Origin of the sequence: Bacillus sp. ES1-5 (genome assembly GCF_022487605.1) — a bacterium.
Classification (GTDB): Bacteria; Bacillota; Bacilli; order Bacillales; family Bacillaceae_G; genus Bacillus_A; species Bacillus_A wiedmannii.
Map to the genome: position 1 here is coordinate 158,960 of NZ_JAKVPU010000010.1, position 19,930 is coordinate 178,889.

At 35.8% G+C, this 19,930-nt stretch carries 17 protein-coding genes; 14 read left to right on the forward strand and 3 right to left on the reverse strand.

The genetic code is table 11. From position 1 onward, the window contains the following. Positions 1-16 precede the first annotated feature (16 nt). Together MKO96_RS24750 and MKO96_RS24755 are read left to right on the forward strand one after the other, a co-directional pair. Entirely contained in the window at positions 17-1,438 is a 1,422-nt protein-coding gene (locus MKO96_RS24750) for an amino acid permease (RefSeq protein ID WP_000969239.1), read from the forward strand. A gap of 114 nt (positions 1,439-1,552) precedes the next feature. Next, positions 1,553-2,827 (forward strand): acetylornithine deacetylase, encoded by a 1,275-nt coding sequence (locus tag MKO96_RS24755; protein WP_240588986.1) that lies wholly within the window; start codon positions 1,553-1,555, stop codon positions 2,825-2,827. A gap of 99 nt (positions 2,828-2,926) precedes the next feature. Here MKO96_RS24755 and MKO96_RS24760 read toward each other — a convergent pair whose 3' ends face one another. After that, complete coding sequence (locus tag MKO96_RS24760; protein ID WP_240588987.1) at positions 2,927-3,580, reverse strand: DUF1232 domain-containing protein; 654 nt, start codon at positions 3,578-3,580, stop codon at positions 2,927-2,929. 129 nt (positions 3,581-3,709) lie between these two features. Between MKO96_RS24760 and MKO96_RS24765 the strand changes: the two genes are divergently transcribed. Further along, complete coding sequence (locus MKO96_RS24765; RefSeq protein WP_240588988.1) at positions 3,710-4,321, forward strand: manganese efflux pump; 612 nt, start codon at positions 3,710-3,712, stop codon at positions 4,319-4,321. Positions 4,322-4,443: 122 nt separating this feature from the next. Here the strand turns inward: MKO96_RS24765 and MKO96_RS24770 are convergent, their stop codons facing one another. Both MKO96_RS24770 and glsA read right to left on the reverse strand, forming a co-directional pair. Next, a complete protein-coding gene (locus MKO96_RS24770; protein ID WP_000766602.1) occupies positions 4,444-4,785 on the reverse strand; it encodes a DUF3969 family protein in 342 nt (113 codons plus the stop codon). 175 nt (positions 4,786-4,960) lie between these two features. Continuing rightward, positions 4,961-5,890 (reverse strand): glutaminase A, encoded by a 930-nt coding sequence (gene glsA, locus MKO96_RS24775; RefSeq protein ID WP_001149843.1) that lies wholly within the window; start codon positions 5,888-5,890, stop codon positions 4,961-4,963. Positions 5,891-6,213: 323 nt separating this feature from the next. On the opposite strand from glsA, the gene nagE reads away from it, so the two are divergent. The 11 genes from nagE (at position 6,214) to pflA (ending at position 19,747) form a co-directional block, all read left to right on the forward strand. Beyond that, positions 6,214-7,716, forward strand: coding sequence for an N-acetylglucosamine-specific PTS transporter subunit IIBC (gene nagE / locus MKO96_RS24780; protein ID WP_240588989.1), 1,503 nt, complete (start codon positions 6,214-6,216; stop codon positions 7,714-7,716). Between the two features lie 265 nt (positions 7,717-7,981). After that, a complete protein-coding gene (locus MKO96_RS24785) occupies positions 7,982-9,223 on the forward strand; it encodes a serine hydrolase domain-containing protein (protein WP_240588990.1) in 1,242 nt (413 codons plus the stop codon). A gap of 240 nt (positions 9,224-9,463) precedes the next feature. Beyond that, complete coding sequence (locus MKO96_RS24790; RefSeq protein ID WP_240588991.1) at positions 9,464-10,279, forward strand: sugar ABC transporter ATP-binding protein; 816 nt, start codon at positions 9,464-9,466, stop codon at positions 10,277-10,279. Between the two features lie 169 nt (positions 10,280-10,448). After that, complete coding sequence (locus tag MKO96_RS24795) at positions 10,449-10,850, forward strand: LSm family protein (RefSeq protein ID WP_240588992.1); 402 nt, start codon at positions 10,449-10,451, stop codon at positions 10,848-10,850. A 16-nt stretch (positions 10,851-10,866) separates the two neighbouring features. Further along, positions 10,867-11,061, forward strand: a complete 195-nt coding sequence (locus MKO96_RS24800) for an LSm family protein (RefSeq protein ID WP_240588993.1) — start codon at positions 10,867-10,869, stop codon at positions 11,059-11,061. Next, on the forward strand, positions 11,042-12,622 hold the full coding sequence (locus MKO96_RS24805) for a glycosyltransferase family 2 protein (RefSeq protein ID WP_240588994.1): 1,581 nt from the start codon (positions 11,042-11,044) through the stop codon (positions 12,620-12,622). Before MKO96_RS24800 ends, MKO96_RS24805 begins: the two co-directional genes overlap by 20 nt. After that, a complete protein-coding gene (locus MKO96_RS24810; protein WP_240588995.1) occupies positions 12,612-13,856 on the forward strand; it encodes a nucleotide sugar dehydrogenase in 1,245 nt (414 codons plus the stop codon). The genes MKO96_RS24805 and MKO96_RS24810 overlap by 11 nt, the downstream gene beginning before the upstream one ends. Next, entirely contained in the window at positions 13,853-14,818 is a 966-nt protein-coding gene (locus tag MKO96_RS24815; protein WP_240588996.1) for an NAD-dependent epimerase/dehydratase family protein, read from the forward strand. The genes MKO96_RS24810 and MKO96_RS24815 overlap by 4 nt, the downstream gene beginning before the upstream one ends. Then, positions 14,811-16,358, forward strand: coding sequence for a glycosyltransferase family 2 protein (locus MKO96_RS24820; RefSeq protein WP_240588997.1), 1,548 nt, complete (start codon positions 14,811-14,813; stop codon positions 16,356-16,358). Before MKO96_RS24815 ends, MKO96_RS24820 begins: the two co-directional genes overlap by 8 nt. A 339-nt stretch (positions 16,359-16,697) precedes the next feature. Further along, positions 16,698-18,947 (forward strand): formate C-acetyltransferase, encoded by a 2,250-nt coding sequence (gene pflB, locus MKO96_RS24825; RefSeq protein WP_240588998.1) that lies wholly within the window; start codon positions 16,698-16,700, stop codon positions 18,945-18,947. 68 nt (positions 18,948-19,015) lie between these two features. Then, positions 19,016-19,747 carry a pyruvate formate-lyase-activating protein gene (gene pflA, locus MKO96_RS24830; RefSeq protein ID WP_048559761.1) on the forward strand — a complete coding sequence of 244 codons (732 nt, stop codon included), beginning with the start codon at positions 19,016-19,018 and terminating at the stop codon, positions 19,745-19,747. The last annotated feature ends 183 nt before the right edge of the window (positions 19,748-19,930 follow it).

The following is a 19,930-nucleotide window of genomic DNA, read 5'->3' on the forward strand; positions in this document are numbered from 1 at the left end:
AAAAGGGGGGATTTATATGATGGATCAAAACCAAGGGTTAAAACGGGAATTGAAAAGCAGGCACATCTTTATGATTGCACTTGGAGGAGTTATTGGTACCGGTCTTTTTTTAGGATCTGGGTATACAATTCATGAAGCTGGGCCTGGAGGAGCGATTGTAGCGTATCTTGTTGGAGGATTTGTTATGTATTTAACGATGCTCTGTCTTGGAGAGTTAGCTGTTGCGATGCCTGACGCAGGATCTTATCAAACGTATGCTACAAAGCACATTTCCCCTGCAGCGGGTTATGTAGTCGGCTGGATGTCATGGCTAAACTGGTCTGCTACGATAGGTATTGAACTGATTGCAGTTAGTATTTTAATGAAACGGTGGTTTCCTGATGTACCGTCATGGATTTGGTGTGTAGCGTTTGCGGTACTGCTCTTTGCTATCAATGCGTTATCTTCAAGAAGTTTTGCAGAAGTTGAATTTTGGTTTGCAAGTATTAAAGTAATTACAATCATTGCATTTATTATTTTAGGCGGGGCAGCAATGTTTGGTTTTCTAGATATGAAAGGAAATGAACCAGCACCGATGTTCTCTAGCTTTACTGATTATGGTGGGTTGTTTCCAAATGGATTATCAGCCATTTTAATTACGATGATTGCAGTTAATTTTTCCTTCCAAGGAACGGAACTAGTTGGTATTGCAGCTGGAGAGAGTGAAAATCCAGAGAAAACGATCCCGAAGGCAATTAATAATACGGTTTGGCGTATACTTGTGTTCTTTGTATTATCTATTTTCATTCTTGCAGGCTTATTCCCTTGGCAGCAAGCGGGAGTGATAGAAAGTCCATTCGTAGTTGTATTTGATAAAATTGGTATTCCTTATGCGGCGGATATTATAAATTTCGTTATTATTACAGCGGTTCTATCCGTTGCGAATTCAGGATTATATGCAACTTCTCGTATGCTATGGTCTATGTCTAATCAAGGAATGATTAGTCCAATTTTCGGTAAGTTATCTAAAAATGGTGTTCCTATTTATGCATTGATTGTAAGTACAATTGTAGGTTGCCTTTCATTACTATCAGGTATTTATGCGGAAGATACAGTTTATTTATGGCTACTTTCTATTGCCGGGTTCGGGGCGATATTAGTTTGGGCATCTATTGCTCTATCTAACTTATTGGCTAGAAGGTCATACATTAAGCAGGGCGGGGATGTGAAGGACTTGAAATTTAAAACACCGCTGTATCCATTCGTACCACTGCTTGCGTTAGTATTAAATGTAACAGTAATTGTTGGTATGGCTTTTATTCCAGAACAAAGAATGGCATTATATTGTGGTATTCCATTTATGATTGTTTGTTTACTGTTTTACCGTGCGACAAGAAATAAGGCACGTAAGGTAGAACATATTGAAAAAACAAATACAACAGAGGCAGAAAGTTTATAAATATATTAGAAACTTATGCTAAAAAAAGAGACTGTAAATTGTAAACAGTCTCTTTTTTTGTGACAATAAAGCTGGAAACATACTATATACTATGTATGCAAAGGGGAATTAGCGATGAATCAAGAAGTTTCACAGCTATTAGAACAGATTGATTTACGAAAAGATGAGTTACTAGAGCTTACAAAGACTTTAATTCGTTTTGAAACACCAGCACCGCCGGCGAGAAACACAAATGAGGCGCAAGAATTTGTTGCAGATTTTCTAAGAAAACGAAATTTTAGTGTTGATAAATGGGATGTATATCCGAATGACCCGAACGTTGTTGGGGTGAGAAGAGGGATAGAAAGTGACACACATAAAAGTCTTATTATTAATGGACATGTGGATGTAGCTGAAGTATCAGCAGATGAAGCGTGGGAAACCAATCCGTTTGAGCCGTTTATAAAAGATGGTTGGTTAGTTGGACGTGGTGCGGCGGATATGAAAGGAGGACTGGCTGGAGCACTATTTGCTATTCAACTTTTACAAGAAGCTGGCATTGAATTACCTGGAGATTTAATCTTTCAATCAGTAATTGGGGAAGAAGTTGGAGAAGCAGGTACACTTCAATGCTGCAAAAGAGGTTATGATGCTGATTTTGCAGTCGTAGTGGATACAAGTGATTTACATATGCAAGGACAGGGCGGCGTAATTACTGGATGGATTACTGTGAAAAGCCCCCAGACGTTTCATGATGCAACACGCAGGCAAATGATTCATGCTGGAGGACGTTTATTCGGAGCGAGTGCGATTGAAAAAATGATGAAAATTGTGCAAAGTTTACAAGAATTAGAGCGTCATTGGGCAGTTATGAAAACATATGAAGGTTATCCATCTGGAACAACAACAATTAACCCAGCTGTTATTGAAGGCGGACGGCATGCAGCGTTTATTGCGGATGAGTGCCGGTTATGGATAACGGTACACTTCTACCCGAATGAAACACATGAACAAATAATAAACGAAATTGAAAAGTATATTGAGAAAGTAGCGGCTGCCGATCCATGGTTAAGTGAAAATCCACCACAATTTAAGTGGGGCGGAGAATCAATGATTGTGGATCGTGGCGAAATTTTCCCTTCTTTAGAAGTAGATAGTGAACATGCAGCAGTAAAAACTCTTAGCTCAGTACACGAATCAATTCTATCTAAAAATGCAATTTTAGATATGTCTGCAACGGTAACGGATGGTGGTTGGTTTAGTGAATTTCATATTCCAGCTGTTATTTACGGACCAGGTACATTAGAAGAAGCTCATTCAATAAATGAGAAAGTTGAAGTAGAACAGTTAATTGAATTTACAAAAGTAATAACAGCATTTATATATGAATGGTGTCACACGAAAAAATAGATTAGTGTGTTGAAATCGTACAGGTATGTATACTTGTACGATTTTCTAGTGAACTATTTCAGAGTTGAACAGAAACAACTGAAATAGTTCTTTGGTTTTCTATGTTTTTCGTTTTAGTTCGATTAATTTCTCTTTCGCTAATTCAACAGCAATTGCATCATCTAAATAGCCAATTGGAAAGAGATAGTCGGGAATAATATCTGTCGATAAAATGAAATACAGTAATGCGCCTCCAAGAACTGCACGCTCTTCTTTTGAGATAGTTTCATTGCAAAATTGTTGATACATATCGGTTAATTGTTCAATAAAAGGACCAGCGCTATCAATTTGTTCTAATTTACTCGCGAAACTTTCATGAATACGTTTTTCACCTTCTGTTGTCTGAGCATAGCGTTCATAGTTTTCAAGTTCTTGTTTTACGCGAGTTGTTGTATAGTCGAAATCGAATAAGTTAGAGGATTGCAGAGTTTGCTGAATTGTATCAAGAGATGTGTAAATATCCGTCTTTTCTTTATTAATGTGAGGAGAATCAGGATACATTTCATCAAATAACAATTGGGGTGGAACTTGCAAACATTCTGCAAATTTTTGTAGATGTTTTTGTTTTGGCGGTTGTTTACCATTCATAATTCTTGAGATTGTAGCGGGATCAATATTTGTATGCATTCCTAATTGGCGCATGGATAAGGCACGTTCTTTTAAAAGTTTTTTTATTAATGTACTAAGCCGCTCATTTGGATTTTCTTTAGGCATAGTGAAGGCACTCCTTTTTATTGTTGAAAAAATGTTGAGTATTTATTACATGTATATGAAACAGACAGGCACAGTTGCTCAACATTTTCATAAGATGCATGGAAAAGTGAGAAAAAGGGGTGGCTGTTTATGAGTACGGCAGGTCTATTTTCAATTTTTTTAATCGGGATTGCTTCTAATTTAGATAATGCAGGTGTTGGGATTGCATATGGCATTCGTAAAATTCGAATTTCGTGGCTTAACAATTTTATCATCGCATTTTTTGGGTTTTTATTTACTTTGTTAGCTGGATTTTTTGGGAACTGGATAGCGTTATTTATTTCAGAGTTTACTGCAAACTTGATTGGAGCAATCGTTTTAGGGATAATCGGGGTGTTTATTTTATGTCAGCCTTTCTTGGGGCAAAGAAATACTGTAGGCTCTAAAGATGGTAATGTACTTATGGGAATTTTACGTGATCCAGAAAAAGCAGATTTTGATGGTTCTAAAACAATTAGTTTTTCAGAAGCAATTGTTTTAGGGATTGCGTTGTCTATTAATAATATTGCAGGTGGATTTGATGCTGGGGTAACAAACTTGAATCTGTGGCTTACAGCAACTATTTCTGGGGTGTTTAGTTTTATTTGTATTAGTGGTTTTGCGTATGTAGGAAAACGATTTTTAGCAGAATACTTAGGGAAATGGGCTACTGTTATTGCGGGCGTACTATTAATTCTTATTGGGATAGATCAGTTATTGTAACATACAATGTTCGAGCATTTCCTCGGAAATACTCGAATGAATTGCATATATCGACATCGGATGTGCAATTACCAAAATGTTACTGTTTTTATAAATATGAAAGCACCTACATAGGTGCTTTTTCACCGTATATCTTCAATTAATTGTTCCGATTCTTCATGCATACTATATTCACTTAAAACTTGAATGCAAAGCCACTTTAATTCTTCGATAGTATGTTCAAGTTCTTCAGGAAGCACATGATGAATGTCTTCAAGTCCCATTCCGAAGTGGATGAGTTCAAGTACTTGATCATCGATGTTTCTATCCATTAGTAGTTCAAGCACTTCTAAATTGAATATGTATCGGTGAGCTTCATCGAGTGAAACAACTTTTAACTTCAAGCTTTCTACAATACTCAATATAAAAAGAAGAATTGTTTTTTCAAGAACAGGCTGTTTTTCCATTTGAAATATTAGTTTCATCTTTCACACCTCCACATATAGCGCTAGGTTGTACTATATTATTCAGGAGGGGGGAGCAAATATGCATGATATAGAGAAACTTTCAGTACGGTTTTTGTAAGGGGATGGATAGCTAATAAAGTTGAGGGTTTTATGAAATAAAAAAATCCTGCTAGTATAGCAGGATAACTCTGAATTAAAAAATGCTCCAACCTTCTTGAGCAGAAAGAAGTTCAAGAATTTTAAAACCAGCGATACTATTTCCGTTTGCATCTAAAGCTGGTCCGAAAATACCAATTCCCATTTCTCCTTTTACGCAGCCGAAAATACCACCAGCTACACCACTTTTGGCTGGAATACCAACACGAATCGCAAATTCACCAGACTCGTTATACATACCGCATGTAACCATAAATGTTTTACAGATTTTTGTAATATGTTTAGGGATAATTTGCTTTTTCTTATATGGATCATAGCCATCCATCGCAAAAATTAAGCCAATACGTGCTAAATCGATACAGTTTACTTCAACTGCACATTGACGAGTGTATAAATCCATAAGTTCTTCGATGTCACAATCGATAATTCCGTTTTGTTTCATGTAGTAACAAAGTGAACGGTTTAAGTAAGCTGTCTCTAATTCTGAATTGGCAACTTTAGAAGAATAATTAATAGTAGGATTATCTGTTATTTCACGTACAAAATGAAGGATGCGCTCCATTTTTTCTTCATTATCGTTTCCTGTTAACATGCTTGTAATAGCTAGTGCCCCTGCATTAATCATTGGATTAAGTGGCTTAGAAGGACTTGTCGTTTCTAACTTAATAATAGAATTAAATGGGTCACCAGTTGGTTCCATTCCAACTTTAGAAAATACATATTCTTCACCACGATCTAAAAGGGCAAGTGCAAGTGTAATTACTTTTGAAATACTTTGAAGAGTAAATAGTGTTTGTGAGTTGCCAGCATGGATGTATTCTGTTTCTTTATGGAAAATGGCAATCCCTAAATCAGCCGGATTTGCATTTCCTAGTTCGGGGATATAAGTAGCAAGCTTTCCTTTTTTCGTATATGGTTTTACTTGTTCTAACAACTGTTGTAAGTTGTTTGTTTCAATGCACTGCATAGTACCAACGCTCCTATTTCGAATTAACTAAGTTTACTTTTCCCGATATGCTCGGAAATAAATAATAACATGAAAAAGTGGAATGATAAAACGAAAGTTACATGTTTTATAGTAAGTATTTCGTTTCGAGTATTCTATATTAAAAAGGAGAATTTTCCTTTTATATAACAGTTTGGAAATAGGAGATTTATCCATAAAAAATTCAAAAATAAAAACTACACATCTATACAACTATATGTTATTATGGTTATGTAAATAGAAAGCGTTTTCTAAGGCGTACTTATAATGATAACGATTTCATAAATTTGATAGGGGGAATTAAAATGTTGCAGTTTCTACAACGTATTGGTAAAGCGTTAATGCTTCCAATCGCCGTACTACCAGCAGCAGGATTATTGCTTCGTTTAGGGCAACCAGATGTATTTGATATTCCTGTTATGGCACAGGCCGGTGCAGCAGTTTTTGATAATTTAGCACTTATTTTTGCAATTGGTATTGCAATCGGTCTTTCAGTTGATGGTAGTGGTGCAGCAGGTCTTGCAGGTGCAATTGGTTATCTAGTTATGAAAAACAGTATTGATGCACTTAGTAAGGGATATTCTACTGTAGAATTACAAGATAAATTAGGCAAAGTTCAAGATTTAGTAGGTAATAGCGCTAATGTAGATCCATCTAAGCTTGCAGATACAATGACACAGGTATCTAAGGCAGCCGAATTATCGACTAAAGTGGATATGAAAGTTTTAGGTGGTATTATTGTCGGTGTTATAGCAGGACTTCTTTATAATAAATTCCATAAGATTAAACTTCCAGAATGGTTAGGGTTCTTTGCTGGAAAACGTTTCGTTCCGATTGTTACATCGGTTGTGATGTTACTATTAGGAATTCTATTCGCACAAATTTGGCCAGCAATTCAAAATGCTATCGATGCATTAGCTCATGGAATTGTTAATTTAGGGGCAGTTGGTTCAGGTCTATTTGGTTTATTAAACCGTCTATTAATTCCAATCGGTTTACACCACGTAATGAACACATACTTCTGGTTTGTACTTGGTGACTTTACAAATGCAGCAGGTAATGTTGTAAATGGTGATATTGCTCGCTTCCTTGCAGGAGATAAAACAGCGGGTATGTTTATGACTGGTTTCTTCCCAGTTATGATGTTCGGTTTACCAGCAGCATGTTTCGCAATGATTGCGGCTGCTAAACCAGAAAAACGTAAAATGGTTACAGGTATGTTAGGTGGTCTAGCATTAACTTCATTCTTAACTGGTATTACAGAACCAATTGAATTCTCATTCATGTTCTTATCACCAGTATTATATGGTATTCATGCTGTATTAACAGGTCTGTCTCTATTCATTACAACAACACTCGGCATTCACGATGGTTTCACATTTAGTGCCGGTGCAATCGATTACTTCTTAAACTTCGGTATTGCAACAAAACCAGTATTACTCGCGGGAGTCGGTTTAATTTACGCAGTAATTTATTTCGTTGTATTCTACTTCTTAATTAAGAAGTTCGACCTGAAAACGCCTGGTCGTGAAGATGAAGAGGAACTAGCTGAAGGTGAAGAAGCTCCAGTTGCAGGTTCAATTGGTGAAACTTACGTAGCAGCTTTAGGTGGAAAAGAAAACTTAACAGTTATTGATAACTGTGCAACACGTCTACGCTTACAAGTGAAAGATGCTGGTCAAGTAAACGAAGCAGCATTAAAACGTGCTGGTGCAAAAGGTGTTATGAAATTAAGTAACACGAGTGTCCAAGTTATCGTAGGTACAAATGTTGAATCTGTTGCCGATGATATGAAAAAACACGTATAAATAATGAGATAAGAGGATATCCCAAAAGATTGATAATATCAATTTTTTTAGAGGATATCCTCTTTTTTTTGGTTAACAATTTAACGGGAATCTTACTTTTGTAAATTTTCTTTTTCTTTTTCATACATATAGGTTGGTAATATGTGCAGTGCGTGATAAAGTAGGGATGACGTCGAATGGAATGTCAAAAATCTATGAAAAAGATCCGGAATGAATCTTGTGTAGTGGAATTAAATTATCGGTAAATAAGGGGAAAAAAGCAATCATGGATCAGGAAAAAAATAATGCGAATGGGAAAGCACGTCGGCCGATTGTATACATAAAAAGAACAATCATTCTCGTCTTACTATTTTCAGTTGTATATTTCATGTATACAAAAATTGTTGCGCATAATAAGAAAGAAGAAACTTTAAAAGCAGCGGCAGAAATGAAGAAACAAGAAGAGCTAAAAAAGAAAGAAGAAAAGAAGAAGCAAGAAGCACAAAAACAAAAAGAGCAGGAAGAACAAGTAAAGCAAGTACAAGCTGTGGAGAAGCATGCTGAGGGACCACCTCAAGAAATTAATGAAAACGCTCAATTAGATCAATATTTAAAAAACGCAGGATTTAGCGGGACAGCTGTTATTGTGAAGAACGGAAAAGTTCTTTTGAATAAAGGATACGGTATGGCGAACAAAGAGAAACAAGTACCGAATAATTCAGAGACAACTTTTTATATTGGTTCTATTTCAAAGGCATTTGTAGCGACTGCTATTATGCAATTAAAGGATCAAAATAAATTAAACGTAGAGGATACGGTTGCAAAGTATATTCCAGATTTCCCTCAAGGTAATGGTATTCAGTTAAAACATTTACTAACACATACATCAGGAATTCCAGAGTATGAGCAGGGAACAGAGGATATTTCTCATGAAGAATTGATAAAACGAATAGGAAAGCAAAAGCGTGTTGGGGGTCCAGGAGAGAAATGGAAATATTCCGATTCGAACTATTCGATACTTGCCTACATCGCTGAGAAGGTAAGTGGACAACCGTTAGAAGAATATATTAAACAACATATTTTTGCTACTGCGGGTATGAAGCAGTCTGGTTTCGGCAAAGCGTTAGAGCAAACAAGGTTTCCATCGACAGGTTATAAAATAGTAAATAACAATATGACAACACCTAATATTCCAAGTATGTCACAACTATATGGTTGTGGTGATATATATACAAGTGCACATGATTTATATTTATTTAATGAAGCGCTCTTCTCTGGAAAGTTAATTTCAAAAGAGAGCTATGATCAAATGTTTACGGCTGTGAAAAAGGATTACGGATTTGGTTGGTATGTAGATCCGGGAAGTTATTCGAATCACGGTGTAATGCCAGGATGGAATTGTTTAAATGGATTTAGTAAAAACGGAAGTGTGTATGTCGTTTTATTATCTAACATTCAAAACAACATTAAATCGTTTGGTAAAGTGAATAACGACATTTATACGATGTTGCGAAATATTGAAGTGTAAGAGGCTATCCTTTTGGATAGTCTTTTTTTATTGAGGAAGTGTAGGGGACAATGAGATAATGAAATAAAGTGAAACTTTAATCAGTGGGGGGTTTCTTCATCCCCCACTGATTATTAGTTGAACCAATCGGGCTTTTACGGGCAGTGGATCCCCCACCTAACTTCTTTGCTTTCGCCGAATTTTGAAGTGTGGGTCTTACTGCCCGGCGAATAGCGAGATAAATGGAAAAGGAGGGGGGGTATGAGTATACATAAGCATCACGCACGTAATGCGAAACGAATTTTCTTTGTATCTATCATTGTATGGATTATCGTTGCAATTGCATTGTTGATGGAATATAAAAAAGGGACGCTATTCACTTCGGAGAAAGAAAATCTAAAATTAATAGGTGTTGTACTACCGGCATTTGGATTATTAATATATAGCTTTATGGAAAAACGAAGATCAAAAATACTTAAACAGGAAAATTATAATATAGAGACTTCTGAATTATTTGAGCAACAAAAATTTGTTGTTCGCAAAGAGGTAGGGGTATTTCAAGCAATAACGTACTTTGGATTAGATGGAAATACAGTAGGATTTTTAAAAGAAGAGTATGATTTTGTTATTCAACGTGTATGGCAAGCTGTACTTTCTTTTCTTTTTAGGGGATTACATAAGCAACAATTGTATTTATATAATCACTCGGGAGAAAGATTGTTGCGTGTTCAAAAGAAGATGGGAGTACGCAACGTCTATATTTTCTCTAATGTAGATGGAAAGAAAATTGGAGAGTTAACACAAATACTAAGTTTAACAAAGTGGGAATGGATTTTTTTAGGAGTGGATGGTAAAGAATTTGGTAAAGTGACTGGGGACCTTTCCGCAACAATGCAGAAAATAGATTGGCGAGATGGAACGCATATTGATGTGAAAGAAGATGGTATTCCGTTAGAAGCTGTTAAGTATTTCTCGGCAAGCGGTGGTTCACTTGTTACAGCTTTTATAAGTGAACAGGCAGAATTGCCACGAGCGGTTTATTACAGTATCTCTGCCATAATTACAATTAAAAATTAAAATATATATAAAGATAGATGGGATACCATCTATCTTTTTTATGTGATTAGAAAAGATTGTTTCTTTGAAAAATGTATGTCTTACCTATCACAAAAAAAGCCTGATTTGTATACATTAAGATGTATGAATGTAATTTTTATATTTTAAAAAATAATAGGAGGAGAAGTATATGTGTCTGTTCGGTAAGTATTGGAAAAAGTTATCGAGATTGTTTAATAGGCAATTAGATTATTTTTTAGATAATAAGCTATTGCCCGCTGTGGAAAGACTTTTATTTTCACAAAACTTCGCGAGATTTATTCAAAGAAACTCTAAGCAAGCTACGGAAGAATTTATTGAATCAAGTAGATTTCAATCTATTATTTGTAACATTTTAAAAGAATGTAATACATCACCTTTTAAAGAAATTGCAGAGCAGTATTTGGGGAAAAACGTAGAAATTACTGTGACAGTTGGACATTTAACGGGTGTAATTGTAGCAGTTGGTGATGATTTCTTAACACTGCAAGAAGGAATAGGAACGGAAGTTTTATTACCATTTACAAGCATTATATCAATGAAAGAAGCGTAAGAAAGGAGGCTTATATATGTTATTTACTGAAGAATTACGTAACCATGTTGGTGAGTTAGTGCAAGTTGTGACAGCTGTTGAAATAGTTGCAGGTATTCTGTTATCTGTGACAGACGGGGCAGTAAGTGTTCGTACTTCTCCTTCTTATGGACCACCAGAAGATGTAGTGGTACGTATTCCTATTATTTCTTATGTTCGCGTGGAAGGGTAAGAGTGATACAAGTATGAGAGTATCAGTTGTTATTCCAGTGCATAATGAAGCGAGTACTTTATCACAAGTTTTAGTAGAAGTGGAGAAGCTGAAGCCATATGAAATTATCGTAGTAGATAATGGATCGACAGATGGAACAAAAGAAATAGCGTCACGACATCATTGCCAAGTCATTTATTATCCATGTTCTCTTGGCAATGATGTTGGACGGGCAATTGGAGCAAGAGAAGCGAAAGGTGACATTGTTCTGTTTTTAGATGGTGACATTGTCATTGATAGTAAAGAGCTGCAACGTTTCGTAAAAGGAATTCAGCAAGGCCACCAAATTGTTGTGAATAATTTAACATGGTCCGTTTATTTAAAGGTGAGACCGCATTATACGACAGTTGGCAAATGTATGTTGAATCGTTATTTGAATAAAAAAGAGCTTGTTGTTGGATCTTTAATCGCAATTCCACATGCAATGAGTAGGGAAGTTATTCAGAAATTTGGTTGGTGGAATTTAGCAGATCCAGCACTGTTTCAAGCGATGGCGATGTCTAGAGGAGTAGATATTGTCGATATGGCTTCGGTCGATGTTATTCATACAAATAAAGTGCGTCCTGTTCATACTGGTACATCACCCGATTCGCCTTATCCGAAAGCGACTAGTCGTATTATGGGAGATCATCTACGTGCTTTGCAATACGTAATCGAAATATATGGTAAGCGTGGTGGTTTTTCGGAAGGAAATAGGGATAGAGGGTTTATAGGAAAGTATAAACCAGTTGTATTACAAAAGAAAAAAGCGAAATATAGTGCCATTATCCCCGTATCAGAAGAGAAAATGACTATAAGATTTGTTATACAAGAAGTAAAAAAAGCAGGTGTAGATGAAATTATAGTGGTTGCGAATGGAGCTGATATTGAGACAATTAAACAAGCAAAGTTAGAGAATGTGATCGTTATTGAATTCGAGGAAGCTCTCGGGCATAATGTGGCCCGAGCGATAGGCGCTATGCATGCCACGGCCGATATTTGTTTATTTGTCGATGGTGATTTTGTTATTCCGGGGAAAAAACTAATTCCCTTTCTACATGCTATTGAAGATGGATACGATGTGGCATTAAATGATTTACAGTGTTTATTAGATATGTTTCATCCGGCAGACCCAATTAGCATGGGGAAATATTTTGTGAATTTGGTAGCAAAACGACCAGATTTATGGAATAACTCATTAACAGCAGTACCACATGCTATGCATAAAAAGGTAATAAAACAAATAGGATATGACTCTCTCGTTATTCCGCCATTAGCTCAAATGAAAGCTATTTTGGAGGGATTTTCTATTACAGCGGTAGAATTTGTAGATGTAATAAAAACAAATCGAGTACGCCCAGAGCAACATGGATTTGTAAATGGGCGTATTCCAGCATTTGACCGTATTTTTGGTGATCAACTTGAGGCAATTGCATATTTATTACAATCCACAGACGAACGCGGGAGTTTTACAGATGGAGAGCGGGATAGAAATATAATTCAACAATTGAGAAAGGAAGAAGAGAATACAGATGAATGTTAGTAGTACAGTTGCCATTATCGGATTAGGATATGTTGGCCTTCCTTTGGCAGTCCATTTTGCAGAGAGAGGACATACAGTACTTGGATTAGATAAAGATACTAGAAAAATAGAATCAATTATAAAAGGAGAAAGTTATATTCCGGATGTTTCTTCTAAATTGTTACAAAGTTTATTGGCTAAAAAAAAATTAATAGTAAATACACCGGATCAAGGTATTGCTGATTTTCAAAATAGTGATTATGTTATTGTCACTGTCCCGACTCCGATTAATGAACAAAGAGAACCAGACTTAAGTGCCCTCATTTCAGCTTCGCATTATATACAACAAAACCTTCAAAAAGGACAAACCTTCATTTTCGAAAGCTCCACATATCCAGGTACGCTCGAGGAAGTTATTATTCCGATTGTTTCTCAAGGCGGCCAAAAGGTAGGAGAAGATTTCTATATTGGATATTCTCCTGAGAGAATTGATCCAGCAAATAGTCAATATTCCGTTCAGGACATTCCAAAGGTTATTAGTGGACAAACTGAGCAGTGCAAACAAAAAGTACAGGATTTATATAGCACGATCTTCGATGTAGTCGTTCCTGTTAGCTCTCCAAAAGTAGCGGAAATGTGTAAGTTATTTGAAAATATTCAGCGCCTAGTCAATATTTCATTAGTAAATGAGTTAAACACACTATGTGAAAGTTTAGGAATTGATTTTTATGAGGCGCTTGAAGCTGCATCTACAAAACCGTTTGGATTTACCCCATATTGGCCAGGACCAGGAATAGGGGGACATTGTATTCCAGTAGATCCTTTATATTTCCAATGGAGAATAAAAAAGAATGGGACAATTAGTCAATTAATTGAAGCAGCACATGTGATTAATGAAGAAATGCCAGAGAAAATAGTCCGGAAAGTAAAAGACATGGTGCAATCGCCTGCATTAGTTTTAATTGTAGGAATTGCGTATAAGAAAGATGTAAATGATTTGAGAGAATCACCGGCTTTACCAATTATTGAATTGTTAATAAAAGAAGGATATGAGATAGAATATCACGATCCATATATTTCTTCTGCAAAATTTGGAGATAAGTTGTACCAATCTGTTTCTTTGGATGAACAAGTCATTAAACAAGCGGATTGTATTTTAATTTTAACTGATCACTCTAATATCGATTGGAAGCTTTTTAAAGGAATGAAGCGAGTAATAGATACACGTGGAATTATAAAGAAGGTGAGTGTATGAGTAAGAAATGTTTAATTACAGGTGGAGCAGGATTCATTGGATCGCATCTAGCCGAAGAATTGGTGAAAAGAGGAAATGAAGTCACGATTGTGGATAACTTCTATAAAGGAAAAAATAAATATCATGATGAGTTAATGAAAAAAATTCGGGTTATTCCAATAAGCGTTTTAGATAAAAATTCTATTTATGAATTAGTAAATCAACATGATGTAGTGTTTCATTTAGCAGCAATTTTAGGTGTGAAAACGACAATGGAAAAGAGTATAGAGCTTATTGAAACGAATTTTGATGGAACGAGAAACATTTTACAAGCAGCGCTAAAAGGAAAGAAGAAAGTAGTCTTTGCGTCTACTTCTGAAGTGTATGGTAAGGCAAAGCCACCCTTCTCTGAAGAGGGGGATCGATTATACGGGGCAACTTCTAAAATACGTTGGAGTTATGCAGTGTGTAAAACGTTAGAAGAAACATTATGTTTAGGCTACGCATTAGAAGGTTTACCGGTAACGATTGTTCGTTATTTTAATATTTATGGTCCAAGAGCGAAAGATGGTCCGTATGCAGGGGTAATCCCACGATTTATCCGTGCGGCACTGCAAGGAGAAAACATTCTCGTATATGGAGATGGAAAGCAGACACGTTGCTTTACGTATGTAAGTGATGCGGTAGAGGCAACGATTCGAGCAATGGATGAGAAGGTAAATGGTGAGATTATTAATATAGGTTCTGAGAACGAAAAGAGTATAAAAGAAGTAGCAGAAGTAATTAAAAAGCTAACGAAATCTTCTTCAAAAATTGTCCAAGTTCCTTTCGAAGAGGTATATCCACATGGTTTTGAAGAAATTCCAAATAGAAGACCAGATGTAACGAAATTAAAAGAACTTGTGCAGTTTCAAGCGACAGTAACGTGGGAACAAGGATTGAAAGAAACTATTAAATGGTTTCGTGAAGAAAACAATGGCTAAGTCGCTGTCGGTTATTATACCTGTATGTAATGAAGCGGATACAATTTCAGACGTTATTCAATCGGTAAAAGGATTAAATCCAGTAGAGATTATTGTAGTAGCAAACGGTTGTAATGATGGTACAGAAGAGGTTGCTGGTCGTTTAGGGTGTAAAGTAATCGAGTATGCAGATTCACTAGGGAACGACGTTGGACGTGCAGTCGGTGCAAAACACGCGATAGGTGATGTACTACTATTTATAGATGGAGATTTTGCTATTCAAACTTCAAAATTACAATTATTCTTGAATCCAATTTTACATGATCAGGCCGACATCGTTTTTAATAATTTGGACGCATTATTTTTAAAGAAACAAAAACCACACTCTGTAACAGTATGGCGCCAAATATTAAATGCAATGTTAGAGCGTGAAGAGTTAAAAATTGATTCTTTATTATCTGTACCTCATGCGTTGACGAAAGAAGTTGTTCAAAGCATTGGATATGAATGTTTTGTTAATCCTATTGTCGCTCATTTACGCCTAGTACAAAGCAAATGGAGAATTAGTCGTCATTGTGCAATTGACGTTATTACACCGAATAAATTTCGGCCGGCCGAGCATGCTGCGTATGGCACAGGTCTTTCTCAATCTGAAAAACGGATGATAGGTGATCATATAGAAGCTGTAGCGGAGCGAATAGTAGGCAGTGGTGAGCGCGGAGGGTATTATGATGGAAATAGGAAAAGAGAGTGTGTCTATCATACTTTAAGTTTCGAAGATTTTTATCAAGGATGGGGCGTTACATCTAAGTTGTATAAAGGAAAACAATTATCGGTCATTATTCCTGTACAAGATGAAGAGAAAACAATTGGAAACGTTATAGATGAGCTTCGCAAAATTGAACCTTTTGAAATTATCGTTGTTGTAAATGGTTCGTCTGATAAAACAGCAACGATTGCAAAAGACAAGGGAGCAACAACAATTGTATATGAAGAAGCACTTGGAAACGATGTAGGGCGTTCACTTGGAACTTATTTTGCAAAAGGAGAAATTGTATTATTTATAGACGGTGACTTTGTTATTCCAGCTAGGGAATTATATCCTTTCGCAAAAGCTATTGCAGATGGAATGGATGTCGCATTAAATGATCTAAATCATTATTTAGATTTAAGAGTACCGCTTCATCTTGTAACTGCATTTAAATATGCATTAAATTTAGCTTGTGATAGAAAAGATTTAGGAGTAGGATCTCTTATCGCTGTACCTAATGCGTTTAGCCAGAAGTGTTTGAAATCAATTGGGTATAGGTCTTTATTGTCACCTTGCGTAGCGCAAGTGAAAGCTATTCTTTCAGGATTCGAAATTGCGTGTGTAAGTCGTGTAGAGGTCGATAAGATGAACCGTATTCGTCCCAGTGAACATTTTGCAAAAATAGGTCATCCTCCAGCTGTTTTGCGAATTATAGGTGATCATATAGAAGGATTAGAGCAATTAATTGTATTAGAAGGCAGCCGTGGTGGATTCTATGATGGGAATAGAAAAAGAGATGTTTTAGAGTAGTAACAAAAAAAGTGTACAACATATGTACACTTTTTTGTTCTGTTATAAAAACTATAACAGATTAGGAGATAAGAGTATTACAGCTCTACAATGGGTATTGTTCTTATATTACAAAATAGGACTCGTATATAAGGATACCAAAAAAATACAATTAAGGAAAGGGTTAATTATAAAGACTTTTAAGTGAAGTTAACACTATGCATATAGTAGTTTGCTCAACGTTTCACAAACATGTCACAACTATTTCGTTCACTTTAGCAAAAAAGTAGTATTCTAAGTGTGTAAGCTGTTATATAAAAAATCTTAGTCCTGTACTAATCAAAAATGGAGGAGATTAGGATGACTCAAGTATTAGAAAATGTTAAAAACGCATGGGAAAACTTTAAAGGTGAAAAATGGAAAGCAGAGATTGATGTTCGCGATTTCATTTTAAATAATGTAAACGTTTTCGAAGGAGACGAATCTTTCTTAGCGGGAGCAACAGAAGCAACGAAGCAACTTTGGGATCAAGTAATGGATTTAACAACGAAAGAACGTGAAAACGGTGGCGTTCTTGATATGGATACAAAAATTGTTTCTTCTATTACATCACATGAACCAGGATATTTAAATAAAGATATTGAAAAAGTAGTCGGTTTCCAAACTGAAAAACCATTTAAACGTTCTTTACAACCATATGGTGGTATTCGTATGGCGGAACAAGCTTGTGAATCTTATGGATACGAAATGGATAAAGAACTTAGTCGTATTTTTAGAGATTGGAGAAAAACGCATAATCAAGGTGTATTTGATGCATATACACCAGAAATGAAAGCGGCTCGTAAATCAGGTGTAATTACTGGTCTTCCAGATGCATACGGACGTGGACGTATTATTGGTGACTACCGACGCGTAGCATTATATGGTATTGATCATTTAATTGAAGTGAAAAAAGCTGATTTGAATTTAACTGGCGGTGTAATGAGCGAAGATACAATGCGTTTACGCGAAGAGTTATCTGAGCAAATGCGTGCACTTCAAGAGTTAAAACAAATGGCTGCTTCTCATGGCTTTGATATTTCTAAGCCTGCAACAAATACACAAGAAGCATTCCAATGGTTATACTTTGCATATCTTGCAGCAATTAAAGAGCAAAATGGAGCTGCAATGAGTCTTGGACGTACTTCTACATTCTTAGATATTTATATTGAAAGAGATTTAGCAAATGGTACTTTAACAGAAGAAGAAGTACAAGAAATTGTGGATCACTTCATTATGAAATTACGTCTTGTGAAATTTGCAAGAACACCTGATTATAATGAATTATTCTCTGGTGACCCAACTTGGGTAACTGAGTCTATCGGTGGTATGGCATTAGATGGTCGTCCATTAGTAACAAAGAACTCATTCCGTTTCTTGCATACATTAGATAATTTAGGCCCAGCTCCAGAACCAAACTTAACAGTTCTTTGGTCTAAACAATTACCGCAGAACTTTAAAAACTACTGTGCGAAAATGTCTATTAAAACATCAGCAATTCAATATGAAAATGATGACATTATGCGTGCTGACTACGGCGATGACTACGGAATTGCTTGTTGTGTATCTGCAATGAGAATTGGTAAACAAATGCAGTTCTTCGGCGCACGTGCAAACTTAGCGAAAGCATTACTATATGCGATTAACGGTGGTAAAGATGAAAAATCTAAAGCACAAGTTGGTCCTGAGTACGCACCGATTACTTCTGAAGTATTAGATTATGAAGAAGTTATGCGTAAGTTTGATATGACAATGGAATGGTTAGCAGGTCTATATTTAAACACATTAAATGTTATTCATTACATGCATGATAAATATAGCTACGAACGTATTGAAATGGCACTTCATGATACAAATGTTCTTCGTACAATGGCAACAGGTATTGCGGGTCTATCTGTAGTAGCAGACTCTTTAAGTGCAATTAAACACGCAAGAGTAAAACCAATTCGTGATGAAAACGGCATTGCAGTTGACTTTGAAATCCAAGGGGATTTCCCTAAATACGGTAACAATGATGACCGTGTAGATGAAATCGCTGTAAATCTTGTAAAAACATTTATGAATAAACTTCGTAAACATAAAACATACAGAAATTCTGTTCATACAATGTCGATCTTAACAATCACATCTAACGTTGTATACGGTAAGAAAACTGGTAACACTCCAGATGGTCGCCGTACTGGAGAACCATTTGCACCAGGTGCGAACCCAATGCATGGCCGTGATACAAAAGGTGCGTTAGCTTCATTATTATCTGTAGCTAAATTACCATATGAAGATGCGCAAGATGGTATTTCTAATACATTCTCTATTATTCCAAAAGCACTTGGTAAAGAAGATGATGTACAAGTACGTAACTTAGTATCAATGCTTGATGGTTATGCAGTAAAAGAAGGCCATCACTTAAATATTAACGTATTTAATCGTGAAACATTAATGGATGCGATGGAACATCCTGAGAAATATCCACAATTAACAATTCGCGTATCCGGTTACGCTGTAAACTTTATTAAATTAACTCGTGAACAACAAATCGATGTAATTAATCGTACAATGCATGAAAGTATGTAAGTGAAAAAGTGTCCCTCTGCTTTTTATAAATAGCAGAGGGAGGCTGCTTCAATAAAGGAGGAAGTAACATGATAAAAGGAAGAATTCATTCTGTAGAGTCTTGTGGTACTGTTGATGGCCCAGGAATTCGTTATGTCATATTTACACAAGGGTGTTTATTACGTTGTCAATACTGTCATAATGCTGATACGTGGGAGATCGGTAAAGGAAAAGAAATAACAGTTGAAGAAGTAATGCAGGATGTGACATGTTACCTTCCTTTTATTGAAGCTTCTGGAGGCGGTATAACAGTTAGTGGTGGTGAACCATTATTACAGCTAGATTTCTTAATTGAATTATTTAAGAAATGTAAGGAAGTTGGAATCCATACAACAATTGATTCTTCGGGTGGTTGTTATTCTGAAGAACCAGAATTCCAAAATAAGCTAGATATTTTAATGGATTACACAGATTTAGTTTTATTGGATTTGAAACATATTGATTCAAAGAAACACCGTAAATTAACAGGGAAACCAAATGAACATATTTTACAATTTGCTCGTTATTTATCGGATAAAAATAAACCAATTTGGGTAAGACACGTATTAGTTCCTGGTGTTACGGATAATGAAGAGGATCTACAAAAATTATCTAGTTTTATTCAAAGTCTGTCTAATGTTCAGAAAGTCGAAGTGCTACCATACCATAAGCTTGGTGTATATAAATGGGAGGCACTTGGACATAAGTATCCACTTGCGAATGTAGAACCACCTACTGAAAAAAAGGTAGAACAAGCAAGACATATTTTACAAGCAGTCTAATCCAAATATTGGATTAGGCTTTTTGCTTTCTTTACAATAAAACCTAGAGTATATATATTGAAAAGAGTATACTGAAAATAGAATATCCATATTTTTGTAAGGAATAAGTGGAGAAATTTACATAATTGTAAAGGGAAATCAAAATAGTAAAAAGAATTAAGAAGTAAAAGAGTGAGTATCATG